This is a genomic window from Streptomyces sp. Ac-502 (genome assembly GCF_045222935.1).
GTDB classification, from domain to species: Bacteria; Actinomycetota; Actinomycetes; order Streptomycetales; family Streptomycetaceae; genus Streptomyces; species Streptomyces monomycini.
Genome location: NZ_JBHFFO010000001.1, coordinates 6363955 through 6381574, shown reverse-complemented (window position 1 = coordinate 6381574; position 17620 = coordinate 6363955). Strand labels below are relative to the sequence as shown.

The window sequence follows — 17620 nt, the reverse complement described above, 5'->3', positions numbered from 1 at the left end:
GTCCGTCCCGCTCCCGCGTCTCAGGCCGGGGCGCCCTGCCCCCGCGTCATGATCGCCAGGACTTCGAGCGAGTGCGGCGCCACGTCCGGGTCCTCGCTGTCCGCCGTGGCCATCCGTACGTGCGCGTCGCGCGCGGCCCGTACCGCCTCCGGCCAGCCGTGGTGCTCCAGGTAGGCGGTCACCGGGGCGTCCGGGCCGACCTGGTGCATGATGCGCAGCACCCGCAGGACGGCGACGTCGACCAGCGACGCCTCCTGGGAGTCGCGGAAGATCGTGCCGACGTACTTCTCGGCGGACCAGTTGTCCAGCCAGGTGTCTTCGACGAGCCGGTAGACGGCGTCGGTGACGTCCCCGTAGCCCGGGAGACCGGCCAGCCAGGTCTCCCGCTGGAAGACGGGGTCGGAAAGCATGTGCAGCGCGGAGCGCACATTGCTGCGCCAGCGCCACCACGGCATGTCGGTCAGCGGCATGGCGCCCATGGTGGTCGAGCGACGGCCGCGACGGGAAGACTTCTCCGAACCTTGCACAGTATTCGATCGTACGTTCTCCGCCGATGATCACCGTCGGCCCCCGGAGTTCACCCCGCTGTCACCGCTCGTTGCACCGGCGTCACTCACGCGTTCCGGGCGAAGCGGAATGCTCCGTGCACATGACCGGACGGCGACGCCCCTCCTCCCCCGCCCCTTCCCCCGCGTCCTCGCGGCAGCCACCGCCGCGACGGCCTGCACGGCGGTCCTGGCGTCACTGCTCTCGGCCTGCGGCTCCCTCCCCGGCGCCCCGGAAGGCTCCGGGGAGAAGGAGCCGCTCACGGTCATGACCTGGGCGCCGGTGGACACCAAGGCGACCAACATGCCGGGCATGCCCGCCATGGCCGAGGCGTACGCCCGCTGGGTCAACTCCCGGGGCGGCCTCGACGGCCACCCGCTGAAGGTCGTCACCTGCAACGAGCACAACGACTCGGTGGCCGCCGCGCGCTGCGCGCAGCGCGCCGTCGACACCAAGGCGGTCGCGGTCGTCGGCTCGTACAGCCAGTTCGGCCGCTCGTTCATCTCGCCCCTGGAGCGGAACGGCATCCCCTACCTCGGCGGCTACGGCGTCTCCGACGAGGAGTTCGCCAGTCCGCTGTCGTATCCGGTCAACGGCGGTCAGGCGGCCCTCCTGGCGGGCAACGGGCGCCAGCTGGCGAGCGTCTGCGACCGGGTCTCGCTGGTGCGCCCGGACACCATCCAGGGCGACCAGATGCCGGCCCTGCTCAGCGCGGGCCTGGCCGACGGCAGCCGCGCCGCCGCGAAGGACGTCCGCGCGCCCGAGGACGGCACCGACTACGCCGACGCGGCACGGCGCGCCCTGGACGGCGTGGGCGCCGCCTCGGGCGGAACGGGCACGGCGGGCGGCACCAAGGGGGCGGGCGGCTGTGTGACGGCCACGCTCGGCGAGCGCACCGACACGTTCTTCGACTCCTTCCGCCGGCTCCAGCCCGACGGTTCGAAGGTGCGGATCGCCTCGGTGCTGGGCAGTGCCGGCCAGGCGCTGGTGGACCGTACAGGCGGCCGGGCCGGGCCGCTGGAAGGCGCGTACCTCACGGGCTGGTACCCGGTCGCGAGCGATCCGCGCTGGAACCCGATGCGCAAGGTCATCAACGACCACGCCTTCGGCGACAACCGCATCGACCCGGCCGACCCTGGCGTCCAGACGACGTGGATCGCCTACACGGTGCTGCGCGCGATCGTCGAGCGGCTGGGGAAGCAGGGTGTCCAGGACATCACGGCCCACACCGTGCAGCAGGCGCTGGACCGCGGCGAAGAGGCCGTGGACACCGGCGGCCTGACGCCGAAGTTGCGCTGGCGCTCCGAGGACATGCTCGCGGTGCAGGACTTCCCGCGCACGGTGAACGCCCTGGTGACCTACCAGGCCGTACGGGAAGGGCAGCTCGTGGCGGCGAAGGAGGGCTTCGTGAACGTCGCGGGGACACTGGAGAGGCCGCGGGCGGACGGCTGAGGGGCGTCCGTGGCCGCGCCCTGAGGGACACCCGTCGCACCCCGCTAAGGGGGCCGCGCTGACGGGTGACGCCCGTCGCCTCCCCGCCGCCCGCCCGTACGGCCGTCCGCTCAGCTCTTCTTGGCGAGGGCCTTCTCGACATCCGTCAGGACCGCCTCCGCGGCGAGCGGGCCGCCCGAGCTGTTCCACGCCGAACCGTCGATCACCACGACATGGTGCTTCTCGACGGCCTTGAGCTTGCCGAAGTTCGGTACGGCCGTGGCCTCCTTCAGCCCCTTCTCCCCCGCGGCCTTGTCCCCCAGCGCGCCGAGGAACAGCCAGTCGCCGTCGATGGTCTCCAGGCGCTCCAGGCTCACCGGCTCGCTGTGTCCCGAGCTCTCGCCCTGCTGTCCCTGGGGCCGCTTCAGGCCGAGCGCGGTGAGGGTGTCGCCGACGTGGCCCTTGCCCTTGCCGACGACCGAGGGCGCGCCGTTCTGCCAGCGGATGACGCTGGTGACGGCCCCGGCGTTGTCCCCCAGCTCGTTCTTCACGGTCTTCAGGCGCGCGTCGAAGGTGTCCAGCCACTTCTGGCCGTCGGCCTTCTTGCCGAGGGCGTCGGCGGTCGCGGTGAAGGCGTCCCGCCAGGGGGCGTTGAGCTTGGCGGTGAGCACGGTGGGCGCGATCCGGCTGAGCTTGTCCTGGACGCGCTTGGCGCCCACCGTCTCGTCGAGCAGGATCAGGTCGGGACGGAGGGCGGCGAGCTTGTCCAGGTCGGGCTCGGCGACATTGGCGACGATCTGGGCGTCCTTCGCCTTCGGCGCGAGGTAGCCGGCCACGCCGTTCTGGCCGCGGCCGCTGGTGGCGCCGATCGGGTGGGCGCCGAGGGCGAGGGCGGCGTCGAGGGTGGGCTCGCTGAGCGTGACCACCTTCTTCGGGGCGGCGGGTACGTCCACCTTCTTGCCGTTGGCGTCGGTGACGGTACGGGTGCCGGAGCCGGCCGCCTTGGCGTCGGCGCCGGCCTTGCCGCCGGAGTCGCCGTCGCCGCAGCCGGCGAGGGTCAGGGCGCCGGCCAGGGCGACGGTGAGCAGGGCGGCGGGTCGGCGGTAACGCATCGGAGGTGCTCCTTGGGTGTGCGGAAGAGTGCGGGGGAGGTCAGTGGGTGCCGCTGGCCGGGGGCGCGGTGGTGTCCCGTTGGCCGGGTGGCGTGCCGGGGCCGAGGAGGGTGATCAGGCCCTGGGCCAGGCCGACGGACCAACAGGCGTAGTCGTGGCCGCCGTTGAAGTCGGCGCCGGTGACGGTGTGGCCGTCGGCGCGGAGCGCCCGGCGCAGGTCGCGGGTCTGTTCGAGCATGCCCCACTCGTGCAGCCCGACATCCAGGTGCAGCCGCAGTCCGCGCGGTGCGCCTTCGGCGTAGCGGCGGGTGATCCAGGCGGTCTCCTCGGCCGGTTCGCCCGGGGCCGCCACCACATGGAGGGGGACTGGGCCAGGACGTTGCCGAAACGATTCGGCGCTGTGTGGCCCGCGTACAGGGCGGTGAGTCCGCCCAGGCTCTGCCCGGCGACGACCGTACGCGCCGGGTCCGTGCCGACCGGCAGCCGGCCGGCGGCCCAGGGCAGCAGCTCCTCGGCGAGGAAGGTGACGTACTCCGGGTGGCCGCCGAGTTCCCTGGCGCGGGTGGCGTTGTCGACGGTGTGCGGCGCGAGCACGGTCAGCGGCGGGATCAAGCCGTCGGCGACGAGGCCGTCGAGCGCGTCCTCCAGGTTCAGCTGGCCGAACCACATGTCGCCGTCGAGCAGGACGAGGGTGTCGGTGCGCCCGCCGGGGCCCGTGGCGGGCACCGGCGGCTCGTACACCCACACCTCGCGTTCCGCGCCGAGCGCGGCGCTGGCCACCTGGTGGCGCCGGACCGTGCCGCGCGGGGCGCCGGACCCCGCGGGGTGGGTCCACGGGCGGGCCGGGGCGTGCGGGAGTTCGAAGACGGAGCCGGGCGGGCCGTGCCAGCGGGTGGCTATCGTGCGGGGGTTGAGGGGGTCGCCGACACCGGTGGCGGCCAGCGCGCCGAGGTCGTCCGGCGCCCGGCCCTCCGTGTCGGGGGCGATGCGGTACGAGCCGCGGTGGTCGCCCCGCAGACGGTAGGTCAGATGCCACACGTCCGTACCGGGCAGGTGGCGCATCAGGCCGGCGGGCAGGTCGGAGCGGTCCATCAGCCGGTTGACCATCAGCAGCACCTGACGGGTCGCGGTGTCACCACGCCACAGGAAGGTGACGCCTCGGTGGTCGGGATCGGCGTCGAGCGGTTCGACCAGCGGCGTGCCGCGGGCCTTCACCTCGTCCCAGAACCGGTCCAGCACCGCGGCACGCGCCTCCGCCGACCCGGCCGCGGCCCGTTCGGCGGTCAGGCGCCGCACCCGCGGGCTGTCCGTGGTCTCGGCCGGGTGGGGCCGGGGGTGCGGGGCGGCCCGACGGGAGCTGCCAGGGCAGTGGCGGTGCGGGCGCCGGCCGCTGTGGTGCCGTCCGCGTGGGTCATCTGTTCACTCCTTGGGAGAGGGCCAGTTCGACGAGCCGGGGCACGGCGTCGGCCGGGCTGGGCATGACGGCCATCTCCTCGGCCGTCTCGCGGGCGGCGGTGGCCAGCGCTCCGTCCTCCAGGAGCCGGCGGACCAGTTCGCGCCCGGGGCGGTCGGGCCCCGCGAGGGCGGCCGGGTCCTCCGGCACCAGCCCGCAGCCGCGCCTCCGGACCGCCGCCGCGTTGGCCGGACGGTCGGCACCCTCGCCGAGGACGAGCTGCGGCAGGCCGGCGTCCAGGGCGGTCAGGGTGGTGCCCGCGCCGCCGTGGTGGATGGTGGCGTCACTGCCCGCGAGCAGCGCGCCCAGGGGCGTCCACTCCACGGGGCGGACGTTGTCGGGGAGCGTGCCGAGCGCGGACAGGTCGGCGCCGCCGAGGGCGAGGACGAATTCGGCGTCGGTGACGCGGGCGGCGTCCACGACCCACTCGACGGGCGAGACACCGTCCACGACCGGGCGGACCGTGCCCAGAGTGACCGCGATCCGGGGGCGCTTGCGGTCCTCGAAGAGCCAGCGCGGGAGCGCGCCGCCGCCGTTGTACGGGACGTAGCGCAGGTAGCGGCGGTGCGGTTCGGCGGTGACGCTCATGGCGGGCGGGGTGACGTCGAGCCAGGCGGCCACCGGGCCGGGGCCGGCGAGGCCGTGGCGGGCGTATCCGTCGGCGAGGGCGTCGTTCATCATCGCGACGTGCCGCCCGGTGTGGCCAAAACCGACCGCGTGCACGACCGAGGGAATGCCGAGCGCGGCGGCCACGAGCTGGCCGACGACGCCGTTGGGGGTGTGCACGACGAGGTCGGGGCGCCAGTGGCGGGCGACGTCGACCATGGTGTCCGCCATCTCCTCGCTGAAGAAGGAGAAGCCCTTGCCCTTGGGTGCGGTGCGCTGCTCGCCCGGGGCCGGAGGCTTGCCCTGGCGGCCCTTCTCCATGGCCGTGTAGAGGGCGTCGGGGTCGATGCCGGGCGCGCAGTCGACGGCCGGCAGCCCGGCGGAGACGGTGTGGCCGACGGCCCGTCCGCAGGTGGCGACGAGGACGTCGTGGCCCGCGGCGCGGAACGCCTGGGCCAGCGGGACCATCGGGTAGAGCAGCCCGAAGAAGGGGGCCCGGCGAACAGGACACGCATCGAACTACCTGCTTTCTTTCCCGACGGCCCGTCAAGACGCTGTCGGGTCACGGGTGGTACGGCGGGACGGCTGAAACGGGTGGGACACGCGTACATGTGCGACAGGTCACACACCCCGAGTGACGACCAGGCACTTAGGTAAGCCTAAGCTAACCACGTGCTCAGCAAGTCAACAACGTCCCCCGGCTGGATACGCAGGCTCGGTGCCGCGTGCCGGCACCACCCCCGACTCCTCCTCGCGGTCGCCGTGAGTTCCGTGTTCGGCACGGGACTTGAAGCGGTCGGCCCGCTGCTGGCCCGGCTCGGCGTCGACGACGCCGTGGTCGGCCGCACCGGCCGCATCGGCTGGCTCGCCGCCGCCATGGCCGGCCTCGCGCTCGTCCAGTTCGGCGCCGAGTTCACCCGCCGCTACGCCGCCGGAAAACTCGCCCTCGGCGTCCAGCACCGGCTGCGCACCCAGGTGTTCGACTCCCTCCAGCGCCTGGACGGCGTCAAACAGGACGCACTCCGCACCGGCCAGGTGGTCTCCCGCGCCAACAGCGACCTGACCCAGGTGCAGATCATGCTCGGGATGCTGCCGATCCCGCTCGGCACCTCGGCCCTCTTCCTCGTCGCCGTCGGCGCGATGCTCTGGCTGTGCGCCCCGCTCGCCCTGGTCGCGCTGACCGTGGTACCCGCCACCGCGTGGGCCGCCGCCCGCAGCCGCACCCGGCTCGTCCCCGCCACCCGTGCGGCCCAGGCCGGCGCCGCCCAGGTCGCCGAGCAGGTCGAGGAGGCCGTCACCGGCGTACGGGTGGTCAAGGGCTTCGGCCAGGAGGACCGCGAGACCGACCGGCTGGCGCGCGCCGCCCGCGGCCTGTTCGGACGGCGCATGCGCGTGGCGCGCATCCAGGCGGGCGCCACCGCCACCCTCGCCGCACTGCCCGCGCTCGGCCAGGTCGGCGTGCTCGCCCTCGGCGGCTGGCTGGCGCTGCACGGCACCATCGGCCTGGGCACCTTCCTCGCCTTCGCCGCCTACATGGCGCTGCTGGCCGGGCCCGCCCGGCTGTTCGCCAGCTTCCTGGTCACCGCCCAGCAGGCGCGCGCCGCCGCCGAACGCGTCAACGAACTCATCGACGCCCGGCCCGAGATCACCGACCCGGCCGATCCGGTCGCCCTGCCCGCCGGCCCGGTCGGCCTGGAACTGCGCGACGTCCGCTTCGGGTACGCGCCCAGCGACCCGGTGCTCGACGGCGCGTCCCTGACCGTACGGCCCGACGAGACCGTCGCCCTGGTCGGCCCGTCGGGCTCCGGGAAGTCCACCGTCTCCCTGCTGCTCCCCCGCTTCTACGACCCGCAGGCCGGCTCCGTGCACGTCGGGCCGCCCGGTGCGGCCCCCGACGTCCGCGAACTGTCGCTCGCCGACCTCCGCGCCACCATCGGCGTGGTCTTCGAAGAACCGTTCCTGTTCTCCTGCTCGGTCCGCGACAACATCGCCTACGGGCGCCCGGACGCCACGGACGAGCAAGTCAGGGCCGCCGCCGAGGCCGCCGAGGCGCACGGGTTCATCGCCGCGCTGCCGGACGGCTACGCCACCGAGGTCGGCGAACGCGGACTGACGCTCTCCGGCGGGCAGCGGCAGCGCGTGGTGCTCGCCCGCGCCCTGCTGGCCGATCCGCGCGTCCTCGTCCTGGACGACGCGACCTCCGCCGTGGACGCGGCCACCGAAGCGGCCATCCACCGCACGCTGAGCGCCGTCACCGGCGACCGTACGACCCTGCTGATCGCGCACCGCCGCTCCACCCTCCAGCTCGCCGACCGCATCGCCGTCCTCGACGAGGGCCGGGTGGTGGACACCGGCACCCAGGAGGAACTGGCCGAGCGCTGCGCGCTGTTCCGCGAACTCCTGGCCGGGCCCGGCGACTCCCTCGACGTACGCGTCACCGCCGACCCGCACACCACCGACCGGGGCGTCACCCCGGACCTCTGGCCCGAACCGCCCGCCGACGCGGACCGGAACACGGCCGAGGAGAGCACCGAGGACCCGCGCCTGGACGAAGCCCGGCTGCGCGCCCCCGACCCCGACGCCCGCTTCCGGCGCCTGCTCGCCCCCGTACGCGCCGCCCTGCTGCTCGGCCTGCTCCTCGTCGTCGCCGACTCCCTCGCCTCCCTCGCCCTGCCCCTCCTCGTACGGCACGGCCTGGACGCCGGGGTCGGCGCGGGCGACGGCGGCGCGCTCGCCAGGACCGTCCTGACCGCCCTGCTCGTCGTCGTCCTCGCCTGGGGCGTGCTCACCCTCCAGGCGCGCATCACCCGGCGCGCCGGGGAACGGGTGCTGTACGGGCTACGGGTGAAAACCTTCGCCCACCTCCAGCGGCTCGGCCTGGACTTCTACGAACGCGAACGCGGCGGCCAGATCATGACCGCCATGGTCAACGACATCGACGCGCTCTCCGCCTTCCTCCAGACGCACCTGCTGACCTCGGTCGCCGCGCTGGCCACGCTGTGCGGCGCCGTGATCGCGATGCTCGCCGTCGACCTGCCGCTGGCCCTGACCGCGCTCGCCCTCGTCCCCCTGATCGCCGTCGCCACCGCCGTCTTCTGGCGGCTGTCCTCCGCGGCGTACACCGATGCGCGCAAGCGGGTCGGCGAGGTCAACTCCAGCCTCCAGGAGAACGTCTCGGGCCTGCGCGTCGCCCAGTCCCAGAGCCGCGAGGGCAAGACCGCCGAGGCGTTCGGCAAGCTCTCCGAGAGCTACCGCGCCGCCCGGCTGCGCGCCCAGCGTTACGCCGCCGTGTACTTCCCGTGCGTCAACCTCACCGCCGAACTCGCCAAGGCCACCGTCCTGCTGTCCGGCGCCCACCGGGTCGCGGACGGCGGCCTCAGCCCCGGCGTGTTGGTCGCCTTCACCCTCTTCCTCGGCATGTTCTTCTCGCCGATCCAGCAGCTCTCGCTCGCCTTCGACAGCTACCAGCAGGCCTCCGTCGGCCTGCGCCGCACGATGCGGCTGCTGCGCGTCGAGCCGTCCGTACGGCCCCCGCCGACCCCGCGCCCGTACCGGACCGGCTGCGCGGCCCGATCGAACTGCGCGACGTCACCCTCCGCTACCCGGGCACCGAGCAGCCGTCGCTGGACCGGGTCAGCCTGCGGATCGAGCCCGGCGAGACGGTCGCGCTCGTCGGCACGACCGGCGCCGGCAAGTCCACCGTCGTCAAGCTGCTCGCCCGCTTCCACGACGCGACCGAGGGAACGTTGCTGGTGGACGGCGTGGACGTGCGCGCCTACGACCCGCCCGAGTACCGGCGGCTGCTGGGCGTCGTCCCCCAGGAAGCCCACCTGTTCACCGGCGACATCGCCGACAACGTCCGCTACGGACGGCCCGACGCCACCGACCAGGAGGTCGAGGCGGCCGTGCGCGCCGTGGGCGCGCTGCCCGCGGTCGCCGCCCAGCCGTACGGCTTCCGCCAGCCCGTCGGCGAACGCGGCCAGCGCCTGTCCGCAGGCCAGCGCCAGCTCGTCGCACTGGCCCGCGCCCACCTCGTCGACCCCGGCCTGCTGCTTCTGGACGAGGCGACCGCCGCCCTCGACCCGGCCACCGAGCGCACGGTGCTGGACGCCGGGGACCGGCTCGCCGACGGCCGCACCACCGTCCTGGTCGCCCACCGCCTGGCCACCGCCGCGCGGGCCGACCGGATCGTCGTCCTGGACGCCGGGCGGATCGCCGAGCAGGGCTCCCACCAGCAGCTCCTCGACGCCGACGGCCCGTACGCCCGGCTGTGGCACCACCACACCCCGACCGCCGCCGAACCCGCCCCCTCACCCAAGGATGACCCGCTCATGAAGGCACTTGTCCTCTCCGGAGGCACCGGCAGCAGGCTGCGGCCCATCACCCACACCGCCGCCAAGCAGCTCGTCCCCGTCGCCAACAAGCCGGTGCTCTTCTACGGCATCGAATCCCTGGTCGCGGCGGGCGTCACCGACATCGGCATCATCGTCGGCGACACCGCCGCGGAGATCCGTACGGCCGTGGGCGACGGCTCCCGCTTCGGCGCCCGCGTCACCTACCTCCCCCAGGAACAGCCCCTCGGCCTGGCGCACGCCGTCCTGATCGCCCGAGATTGGCTCGGCGACGACGACTTCGTGATGTACCTGGGCGACAACTTCGTCGTCGGCGGCATCGCCGAACTCGTCGACGAGTTCCGGGAGACCCGCCCCGACGCCCGCATCCTGCTCACCAAGGTCCCCGACCCCAGCTCCTTCGGCGTCGCCGAACTCAGCCCCGAGGGGCACGTCGTGCGCCTGGAGGAGAAGCCGAACGCCCCGCGCAGCGACCTGGCGCTGGTCGGCGTCTACCTCTTCACGCCGGGCGTGCACGACGCCGTACGGGCCATCGAGCCCTCGGCGCGCGGCGAACTGGAGATCACCGACGCCCTCCAGTGGCTGGTCGACGCGGGCCGCACCGTCCAGTCCACCGTCATCTCCGGCTACTGGAAGGACACCGGCAACGCCACCGACATGCTGGAGGTCAACCGCACCGTGCTGGAGGGCCTGCCGCCCGCCGTCCTCGGCGACGTGGACGACGCCAGCGAACTGGTGGGCCGGGTCCGTATCGAGGCCGGGGCCAGCATCGAACGGTCCCGGATCGTGGGGCCGGCCGTCATCGGCGCGGGCAGCGTCGTCCGCGACTCCTACATCGGCCCCTCCACCTCCGTCGCCGACGGCTGCCTGATCAGCGGCAGCGAGGTGGAGTTCTCCATCGTGCTGGGCGACTCCCGCATCGAGAACGCCGGACGGATCGAGGGCTCGCTCATCGGCCGCATGGTCCGTATGAGCGGCGCCGCCCGCGCGCCCCGCGCGCACCGCCTGGTCCTCGGCGACCACAGCCAGGTGCAGATAGCGCCCTGACCGCTCCCCTCGCCCGACCGCACCCCTTCCTCCCTGGACTGACGCCTTGAGAATCCTCGTCACCGGCGGAGCCGCTTCATCGGCTCCCACTTCGTCCGTACCCTGCTCACCCCCGAAAGCCCCGGCGAGAGCACCGGTCCGCACGTCGTCACCGTGCTGGACGCCCTGACCTACGCCGGGGACCGCGCCAACCTCCGGCCCGTCGCGAGCGACCCCGGTACACCTTCGTGCACGGCGACATCCGCGACCAGCCGCTGGTGGACGACCTGCTGGCCGACCACGACGCGGTGGTGCACTTCGCCGCCGAATCGCACGTGGACCGCTCCATCGCGGGCGGCACCGACTTCGCGTCCACCAACGTCCTGGGCACCCAGGTCCTTCTGGAGGCCGCGGTACGCCACCGCATCGCCCGCTTCGTGCACGTCTCCACCGACGAGGTGTACGGCTCGATCGCGGAAGGCTCCTGGACCGAGGACGAGCCCCTGGCGCCCAACTCGCCCTACTCCGCCAGCAAGGCCGGCTCCGACCTGCTCGCCCTGGCGCACCACCGCACCCACGGCCTGGACGTGTCGGTGACCCGCTGCTCCAACAACTACGGGCCGTACCAGCACCCCGAGAAGGTCGTCCCGCTGTTCGTCAGCCGCCTGCTGGCCGGTGGGCGCGTCCCGCTGTACGGCGACGGGCTCAACGTCCGCGACTGGCTGCACGTGGACGACCACTGCCGGGCGCTGCGCCTGGTCCTGGAGGGCGGCCGGCCCGGCGAGGTCTACAACATCGGCGGCGGCACCGAACTCACCAACAAGGACCTCACCGAACGCCTCCTCGCCGCCTGCGGCGCCGACTGGGACCGGGTCGACCACGTCGCCGACCGCAAGGGCCACGACCGGCGCTACTCCGTGGACTGGACGAAGATCCGTACCGAACTCGGCTACGTACCGCGGCGCTCCTTCGAGGACGGGCTCGCCGAGACCGTCGCCTGGTACCGCGAGCGTCCCGGACGGTGGGCGCCGCCGGCCGAGGGCGCCGCCACCGCCGCTGTGGGAGGTGCCGCCCGGTGAACCGCTGGCTGATCACCGGCGCGAGCGGGATGCTCGGCCGCGAGATGTCCCGTCTGCTGGCCGCCGAAGGCGCATGCGCGCTCCCCTGGACCGCCGGACCCTGGACCTCACCGACACCCGCGCAGTGGAGTCCGCCCTGCGCCGCGTCCGCCCGGCCGTGGTCGTCAACTGCGCCGCCTACACGGACGTGGACGGCGCCGAGTCCGACGAGGAGCAGGCACACCGCGTCAACGCCGACGCGGTTCGCGGCCTGGCCCGTGCCTGCGCCGGCACCGGCGCCCGGCTGCTGCACGTGTCCACCGACTACGTCTTCTCGGGCGACGCCGCCACCCCGTACACCGAAGGCGCGCCGACCGGGCCCCGTACCGCCTACGGCCGCAGCAAGCTCGCCGGCGAACAGGCCGTCCTGACCGAACTGCCGCACACCGGCACCGTCGTCCGCACCGCCTGGCTCTACGGCGCCCACGGCCGCAACTTCGTCCGCACCATGGCCGAACGCGCCACGCGCGGCGCCACCGTGGACGTCGTCGCCGACCAGACCGGCCAGCCCACCCCGGCCCGCGACGTCGCCGGCCGGCTGCTCGCCCTCGGCCGCGGGCCCGCCCGCCCCGGCGTCTTCCACGCCACCACCGGCGGCACGACCACCTGGTACGGACTGGCCCGCGAAGTCTTCCGGCTGGCCGGCGCCGACCCGGACCGCGTCCGGCCCACCGACAGCACCACCCTGGACCGGCCCGCCCGCCGCCCCGCCTGGAGCGTGCTGGGCCACGACCGCTGGGCCGCCGCCGGGCTGCCCGCGCCCCGGCACTGGCGCGACGCGCTCGCCGCCGAGTACACCCGGGTGTCCGCCGCACTGGAAGGAGCCGTCTCATGCGCCCGCTGAGCATCGAAGGAGCCTGGGTACGCGAACCGCTCGTCCACCGGGACGACCGGGGTTCCTTCCACGAATGGTTCACCCAGCCGGAGTTCACCGGCGCCACCGGGCGCGCCCCGATACTGGCGCAGGCCAACTGCTCCATCTCCCGCCGCGGCGTGCTGCGCGGCGTGCACTTCAGCGAGGTGCCGCCCGGCCAGGCCAAGTACGTCACCTGCGTACGCGGCTCCGTCCTGGACGTGGTGGTGGACCTGCGGACCGGCTCCCCCACCTACCGCGCGTGGGAAGCCGTACCGCTGGACGAGGACGGGCTGAGCGCGGTCTACCTCTCCGAAGGGCTCGGCCACGCCTTCATGGCCCTGTCCGACGACGCCACCGTGGTCTACCTCTGCTCCACCGGCTACCAGCCGCGGCGCGAACACGGCGTCCACCCGCTGGACCCGGCCCTGGGCATCGAATGGCCTGCCGGGGTCACCCCGCTGCTTTCCGCCAAGGACACCGCCGCGCCCACCCTGGAAGAGGCCGAGCGGCGGGGGCTGCTGCCGTCGTACGAGGAGTGTGTACGGCATCGGGCGGCTGCCCGGGGCGCCGAACGGGGCGCTGCTGGGGGCATTGACCGGGCTGCTGATCGGGCTGCTGATCGCACCGTTGATCGGGCCGTTGATCAGGCCGTTGATCGGGCCGTTGATCGCGCCGCCGCTCGGGAAGGCAGCGCGGCGTGACGACGACGGCGACCGCGGCGCGCACCGTCGCACCCGCCCCGGAGGCCAAGCCCGCACCGCCCACCGGGCGCCGCGTGATGCGGGCCGGCGGGCTGCTGCTGGGGCTGGCGCTGCTGGCCGTCGTCGTCCTGGCGAGCATCGCCGTGGGCGCCAAGGCCATCCCCCTCGACCAGGTGTGGCACGGCCTGTTCGGGCCGACCGGCACCGCCGACGACCGGATCGTGCGCGAACTGCGGCTGCCGCGTACCGCCCTGGGTGTCGCGGCGGGCGCCGCCCTCGGACTGGCCGGCGCCGTGATGCAGTCCCTCACCCGCAACCCGCTGGCCGACCCCGGCCTCCTCGGCGTCAACGCGGGCGCCTCGGCCGCCGTGGTCACCGCGATCAGCGTGCTGGGCATCACCTCCTTCACCGGCTACCTGTGGTTCGCGCTGGCCGGCGCCGGTGTGGCGGCCGTCCTGGTCAACGCGCTCGGCGGCAGCCGCGCGGCCACCCCGTACGCCTGGCCCTGGCCGGCACCGCCGTCAACGCCGCCCTCTTCGGCTACGTCAACGGCCTGCAACTGACGGACCTGGGCGCCCTGGAGACCATGCGGCACTGGTCGGTCGGCACCCTCACCGGCCGCCGCGGCGACCTGCTGCTGACCGCGCTGCCGTTCCTGCTGGCTGGCGCCGTCCTCGCCCTGGCGGTGGCCCGCCCGCTGAACGCGGTCGCCCTGGGCGAGGACACCGCCCGTTCCCTCGGCGCCCGGCTGGGCCGCACCCGGGCGCTGTCCATCGTCGCCATCACCCTGCTGTCCGGCGCCGCGACCGCCGTGTGCGGGCCGATCGGCTTCATCGGGCTGATGATCCCGCACGCCGTACGGGCGTTCTGCGGCCCCGACAACCGGTGGCTGTTCCCGTACTGCGCCGTCTTCGCGCCGGTCCTGCTCCTGGGGTCGGACATCATCGGCCGGGTGCTGGTACCGCCGTCCGAGATCGAGGTCGGGGTCGTCACCGCGTTCTTCGGCGGCCTGCTCTTCATCCACCTCGTCCGCCGCCGGAAGGTGGCCCAGCTGTGACCGCCGTACGCACCTCCCCCGCGCGCCGCACGGCGCCCCGCCCCACCGTCCTACGCACCCGCGGCGGACTGTCCCTGCGGCTGGGCCGCCGTGCCCTGCTGGTCTGCGCGGCACTGGCGCTGACCGGCATCGTGGTGGCCGTCCTGTCGCTGGGCATGGGCAGCTACCGCCTCGGCCCCGCCGAAGTCGTCGCCACCCTCTTCGGGGACGGGCCGCCCGGCGCGGACTTCGTCGTGTTCGACCTGCGGCTGCCCCGGGTGCTGGACGGGCTGCTGGCCGGCTTCGCGATGGGCATGAGCGGCGCGGTCTTCCAGTCGCTGGCCCGCAACCCGCTGGGCAGCCCGGACGTCATCGGCTTCGGCAGCGGCGCTTCGGCCGGCGCGCTCGTCTCCGTCATCCTGCTGGAAGCCGGCACCGCGCAGATCGCCCTCGGCGCGGTGATCGGTGGCCTGGCCACCGCCGCCGCCGTCTACCTGCTGGCCTGGCGGCGCGGTGTGCACGGCTACCGCCTGGTGCTCGTCGGCATCGGCGGCTCGGCGGTCCTCGGCTCGCTCACCAGCTACCTGTACGTACGGGCCGACATCGGCAAGGCCGCCGAAGCCGCCACCTGGATGATCGGCAGCCTCAACGGCCGCGGCTGGCCCGACGTGAGCGTGGCCGCACTCGGGGTCGTCGCGCTGGCACCCGCCGTCCTGGCGCTGGCCCGGCGGCTGTCCCTGCTGGAGATGGGCGACGACACGGCGGCCGCCCTCGGCGTCGCCCCCGAACGCAGCCGCCTGGCCCTCCTCGCCACCGGCACCGGCCTGACGGCACTCGCCGTCGCCGCCGCCGGACCGATCCCCTTCGTCGCGCTCGCCGCGCCCCAGCTGGCCCGCCGCCTCACCCGCTCCCCCGGCCCCAACGTCCTGCCCGCCGCCTGGATGGGCGCCGTCCTGGTCACCCTCGCCGACTGGTCGGCGCAGCGCGTGTCCGGTACGGGCATCCTGCCGGTCGGCGTGATCACGGGTGTGGGCGGCGGTGTGTACCTGGCGTGGCTGCTGTTCCTGGAGCGGAGGTCGGGCAAGCTGTGAACAGGCGTGTGCCCCGCGCGAAATGGTTCTTCACTGCCGCGGGACGTCGATGCCGGCCGCGCGCAGCTCCGCCTCGACCAGCGCGTTCAGCCGGGCGATGGCCGGTCCCTCGGCCTCCCGGTGGTGGTTGACCATCCCGTAGCGGGAGGCGGCGTCGGACCGGTTCCGGAAGCCGTCCGGCATCGCCAGCGTCGCGCGGTCGGCCAGCACCTTGCCGGCCAGGGCGGCCGCCAGTTCCTCGATCCGCGGGTCGTCCGGGTCCCAGGAGCCCGCCTCCCAGCCGCGCTTGGTCAGATCGACGTACTCGGGATCGTCCAGCAGGAGTTCGAGACGGGTCAGGAAGCTGTCGAGGATCTCCGGCACCAGTGCCCGGGCCAGCACCAGGGCCTCCCGCTGGGCGGCCAGGTAATCGGGACGGAAACCGAGACCGGCGAGCCGCTCCAGGACGGCGCAGGCCCGGTCGGGCAGCAGGGCGCGGTCACCATGGGTGAGCCGGTGCAGGGTGTCGCGGCGCGCGGTCAGGTCGTCGATCTGTTCGGTGAGCCGGTGACGGACGTCGTCCAGGGCGGCGGCGAACCGCTCGGGCCCGGCGTCGAGCAGGTCACCGATCTCCGCCAGCGGCACGCCGGCCCCGGCCAGGGTCCGCACCTGGATCAGCCGGAGCAGGTCGGCCGACCCGTAGCGCCGGTAGCCGGAACCGTCCCGCTCCGGCTCGGCGACCAGGCCGAGCCGGTGGTAGTGCCGCACGGTCTTGACCGTGACACCGACGAACGCCGCCGCCTGGCCGATCGTGAGTCCGCCCGCCATCGGTTCAGCACACCTCCGCGTCATGGGCGGCCGGTCCGCCGGCGGACCGCGCGCTCACTCCGGAGTACGGCGTGCGGGCGATCACAGGGGCGAGGGTAGCGCGCGTCCGCCATTTCTCCGGAGCCGGACCCCGGCCAACGCCCGTGCCGGTCCCGGGCGCTCGCGACCGGCGCCGGTCATCGCCTGCCCGTATGACGGAGGTTGACCTTGACCTTGGGGCAGGGTGCACGCTCAGCACATCGCCGCCTCGAAGGGGCCGGTAACCACCACGGTTACCACCGCGCTCCCGAGTTGTGCCGGACACCTGCCTCCACGGAATGAGGAACGACCATGGCCGAGACCCTCCGCACCACGAACGACTCCGCCGCCGGGCCGGACCGCCCGGAACTGCGCAAGGCCATCCAGGAGATCGTCGACTCCGGGATCACCGGGCTGTCGCTGCATGTCCACGACGAGCGGGGCCGGTGGTCCGGCAGCGCCGGGCTGGCCGAGCTGGGCGGAACCGCCGCACCGCCGGTGAACGGGCACGTCCGGATCGGCAGCAACACCAAGACCTTCACCGCGACCCTGGTGCTGCAACTGGTGGCCGAGGGAAAGATCGGACTCGACACCCCGGCCGACGCCTACCTGCCCGGGTTCGGACTGGACCCGCGGATCACGGTACGGATGCTGCTCCAGCACACCAGCGGGGTCTTCAACTTCACCGGCGAGTACTACGCGGACGGAACGGTCGTACCGGGCATTCCCTGCAACATCACGGGCAAGGAGTGGGTGGACAACCAGTTCACGTCCTACCGGCCCGAGGACCTGGTACGGCTCGCGCTCTCCAAGCCGGCCCGGTTCGAGCCGGGGACGGACTGGAGCTACGCCAACACCAACTACGTGCTGGCCAGACTGCTGGTCGAGGAGGTCACCGGCCGCTCGTGCGCCGAGGAGACGCACGAACGGCTCCTGGAGCCGCTCGGCCTGTCGGGCACCGTGGTGCCGGGCACCTCACCGGAGATCCCCGCACCGCACGCCCACGCCTACTACCGGTACGAGGACGCCGGCCGGCAGAAGACGGCCGACGTCACCCGCCTCAACCCCTCCTGGATCTCCGCCGGGGGCGACATGATCTCCACCCCCAGGACCTCCACACGTTCATCTCCGCCCTCGCGCGCGGCGAACTCCTGCCTGCCCCGCTGCTGGCCGAGATGCGCGCGCCGCACCCCAAGAGCGGCTTCGGCCTGGGACTGCGCGTGCAGGACACGGGCCCCGACGGCGGCACCGTCCTCTTCCACAACGGCGGCGCGGGCGGCCACGCGGCGTTGATGTACAGCACGCTCGACGGCAGCACGACCCTGACCGCCGCGCTGAACTACGTGGACGACGCCGCGCTGTCCCTGACCGGGGCGTTCCTCAAGGCGCAGGACAGGCTCGTGTCGGAGGTGTTCCACGGCGGGCGGGCCTGAACGGCCGGGGGCCGAGCGGTTCGGCGCCGTTCGC

General features: G+C 73.9%; 8 protein-coding genes and 7 pseudogenes. 10 read left to right on the top strand and 5 right to left on the bottom strand.

What is annotated here, in order from left to right; translation table 11 throughout:
* Nucleotides 1-20 precede the first annotated feature (20 nt).
* Nucleotides 21-470 (bottom strand): hypothetical protein, encoded by a 450-nt coding sequence (locus ACEXOX_RS29135; RefSeq protein ID WP_406524096.1) that lies wholly within the window; start codon nt 468-470, stop codon nt 21-23.
* Between the two features lie 166 nt (nt 471-636).
* Here ACEXOX_RS29135 and ACEXOX_RS29130 point away from each other — a divergent pair, with 166 nt between their 5' ends.
* Nucleotides 637-1998 (top strand): ABC transporter substrate-binding protein, encoded by a 1362-nt coding sequence (locus ACEXOX_RS29130; protein ID WP_406524095.1) that lies wholly within the window; start codon nt 637-639, stop codon nt 1996-1998.
* Nucleotides 1999-2108: 110 nt separating this feature from the next.
* Here ACEXOX_RS29130 and ACEXOX_RS29125 read toward each other — a convergent pair whose 3' ends face one another.
* From ACEXOX_RS29125 to ACEXOX_RS29115, 3 genes are all read right to left on the bottom strand, one after another.
* A complete protein-coding gene (locus tag ACEXOX_RS29125) occupies nt 2109-3089 on the bottom strand; it encodes an ABC transporter substrate-binding protein (RefSeq protein ID WP_406524094.1) in 981 nt (326 codons plus the stop codon).
* A gap of 114 nt (nt 3090-3203) precedes the next feature.
* Nucleotides 3204-4385: an enterochelin esterase domain-containing protein gene (locus tag ACEXOX_RS29120; protein ID WP_406524093.1), complete on the bottom strand. Its 1182-nt coding sequence runs from the start codon at nt 4383-4385 to the stop codon at nt 3204-3206.
* Between the two features lie 115 nt (nt 4386-4500).
* Entirely contained in the window at nt 4501-5616 is a 1116-nt protein-coding gene (locus ACEXOX_RS29115; RefSeq protein ID WP_406524092.1) for a glycosyltransferase, read from the bottom strand.
* A gap of 204 nt (nt 5617-5820) precedes the next feature.
* On the opposite strand from ACEXOX_RS29115, the pseudogene ACEXOX_RS29110 reads away from it, so the two are divergent.
* The 8 genes and pseudogenes from ACEXOX_RS29110 to ACEXOX_RS29075 form a co-directional block, all read left to right on the top strand.
* Nucleotides 5821-8520 (top strand): annotated as a pseudogene (locus tag ACEXOX_RS29110) (ABC transporter ATP-binding protein); the annotation flags it as partial.
* Nucleotides 8448-9161 (top strand): annotated as a pseudogene (locus ACEXOX_RS29105) (ATP-binding cassette domain-containing protein); the annotation flags it as partial. The pseudogenes ACEXOX_RS29110 and ACEXOX_RS29105, both read left to right, overlap by 73 nt.
* 318 nt (nt 9162-9479) lie before the next feature.
* Nucleotides 9480-10547, top strand: a complete 1068-nt coding sequence (locus tag ACEXOX_RS29100) for a glucose-1-phosphate thymidylyltransferase (RefSeq protein WP_406526501.1) — start codon at nt 9480-9482, stop codon at nt 10545-10547.
* Nucleotides 10548-10593: 46 nt separating this feature from the next.
* Nucleotides 10594-11605: pseudogene (gene rfbB, locus ACEXOX_RS29095) on the top strand (dTDP-glucose 4,6-dehydratase).
* A 29-nt stretch (nt 11606-11634) separates the two neighbouring features.
* Nucleotides 11635-12488 (top strand): annotated as a pseudogene (rfbD, locus tag ACEXOX_RS29090) (dTDP-4-dehydrorhamnose reductase).
* Nucleotides 12476-13066 (top strand): annotated as a pseudogene (locus ACEXOX_RS29085) (dTDP-4-dehydrorhamnose 3,5-epimerase family protein); the annotation flags it as partial. The pseudogenes rfbD and ACEXOX_RS29085, both read left to right, overlap by 13 nt.
* Nucleotides 13067-13278: 212 nt before the next feature.
* Nucleotides 13279-14258: pseudogene (locus tag ACEXOX_RS29080) on the top strand (FecCD family ABC transporter permease).
* On the top strand, nt 14255-15328 hold the full coding sequence (locus tag ACEXOX_RS29075; RefSeq protein ID WP_406524091.1) for a FecCD family ABC transporter permease: 1074 nt from the start codon (nt 14255-14257) through the stop codon (nt 15326-15328). Before ACEXOX_RS29080 ends, ACEXOX_RS29075 begins: the two are co-directional and overlap by 4 nt.
* 30 nt (nt 15329-15358) lie before the next feature.
* Here ACEXOX_RS29075 and ACEXOX_RS29070 read toward each other — a convergent pair whose 3' ends face one another.
* Nucleotides 15359-16135, bottom strand: coding sequence for a MerR family transcriptional regulator (locus ACEXOX_RS29070; RefSeq protein WP_406524090.1), 777 nt, complete (start codon nt 16133-16135; stop codon nt 15359-15361).
* Between the two features lie 330 nt (nt 16136-16465).
* Here ACEXOX_RS29070 and ACEXOX_RS29065 point away from each other — a divergent pair.
* Nucleotides 16466-17586 (top strand): annotated as a pseudogene (locus tag ACEXOX_RS29065) (serine hydrolase domain-containing protein).
* The last annotated feature ends 34 nt before the right edge of the window (nt 17587-17620 follow it).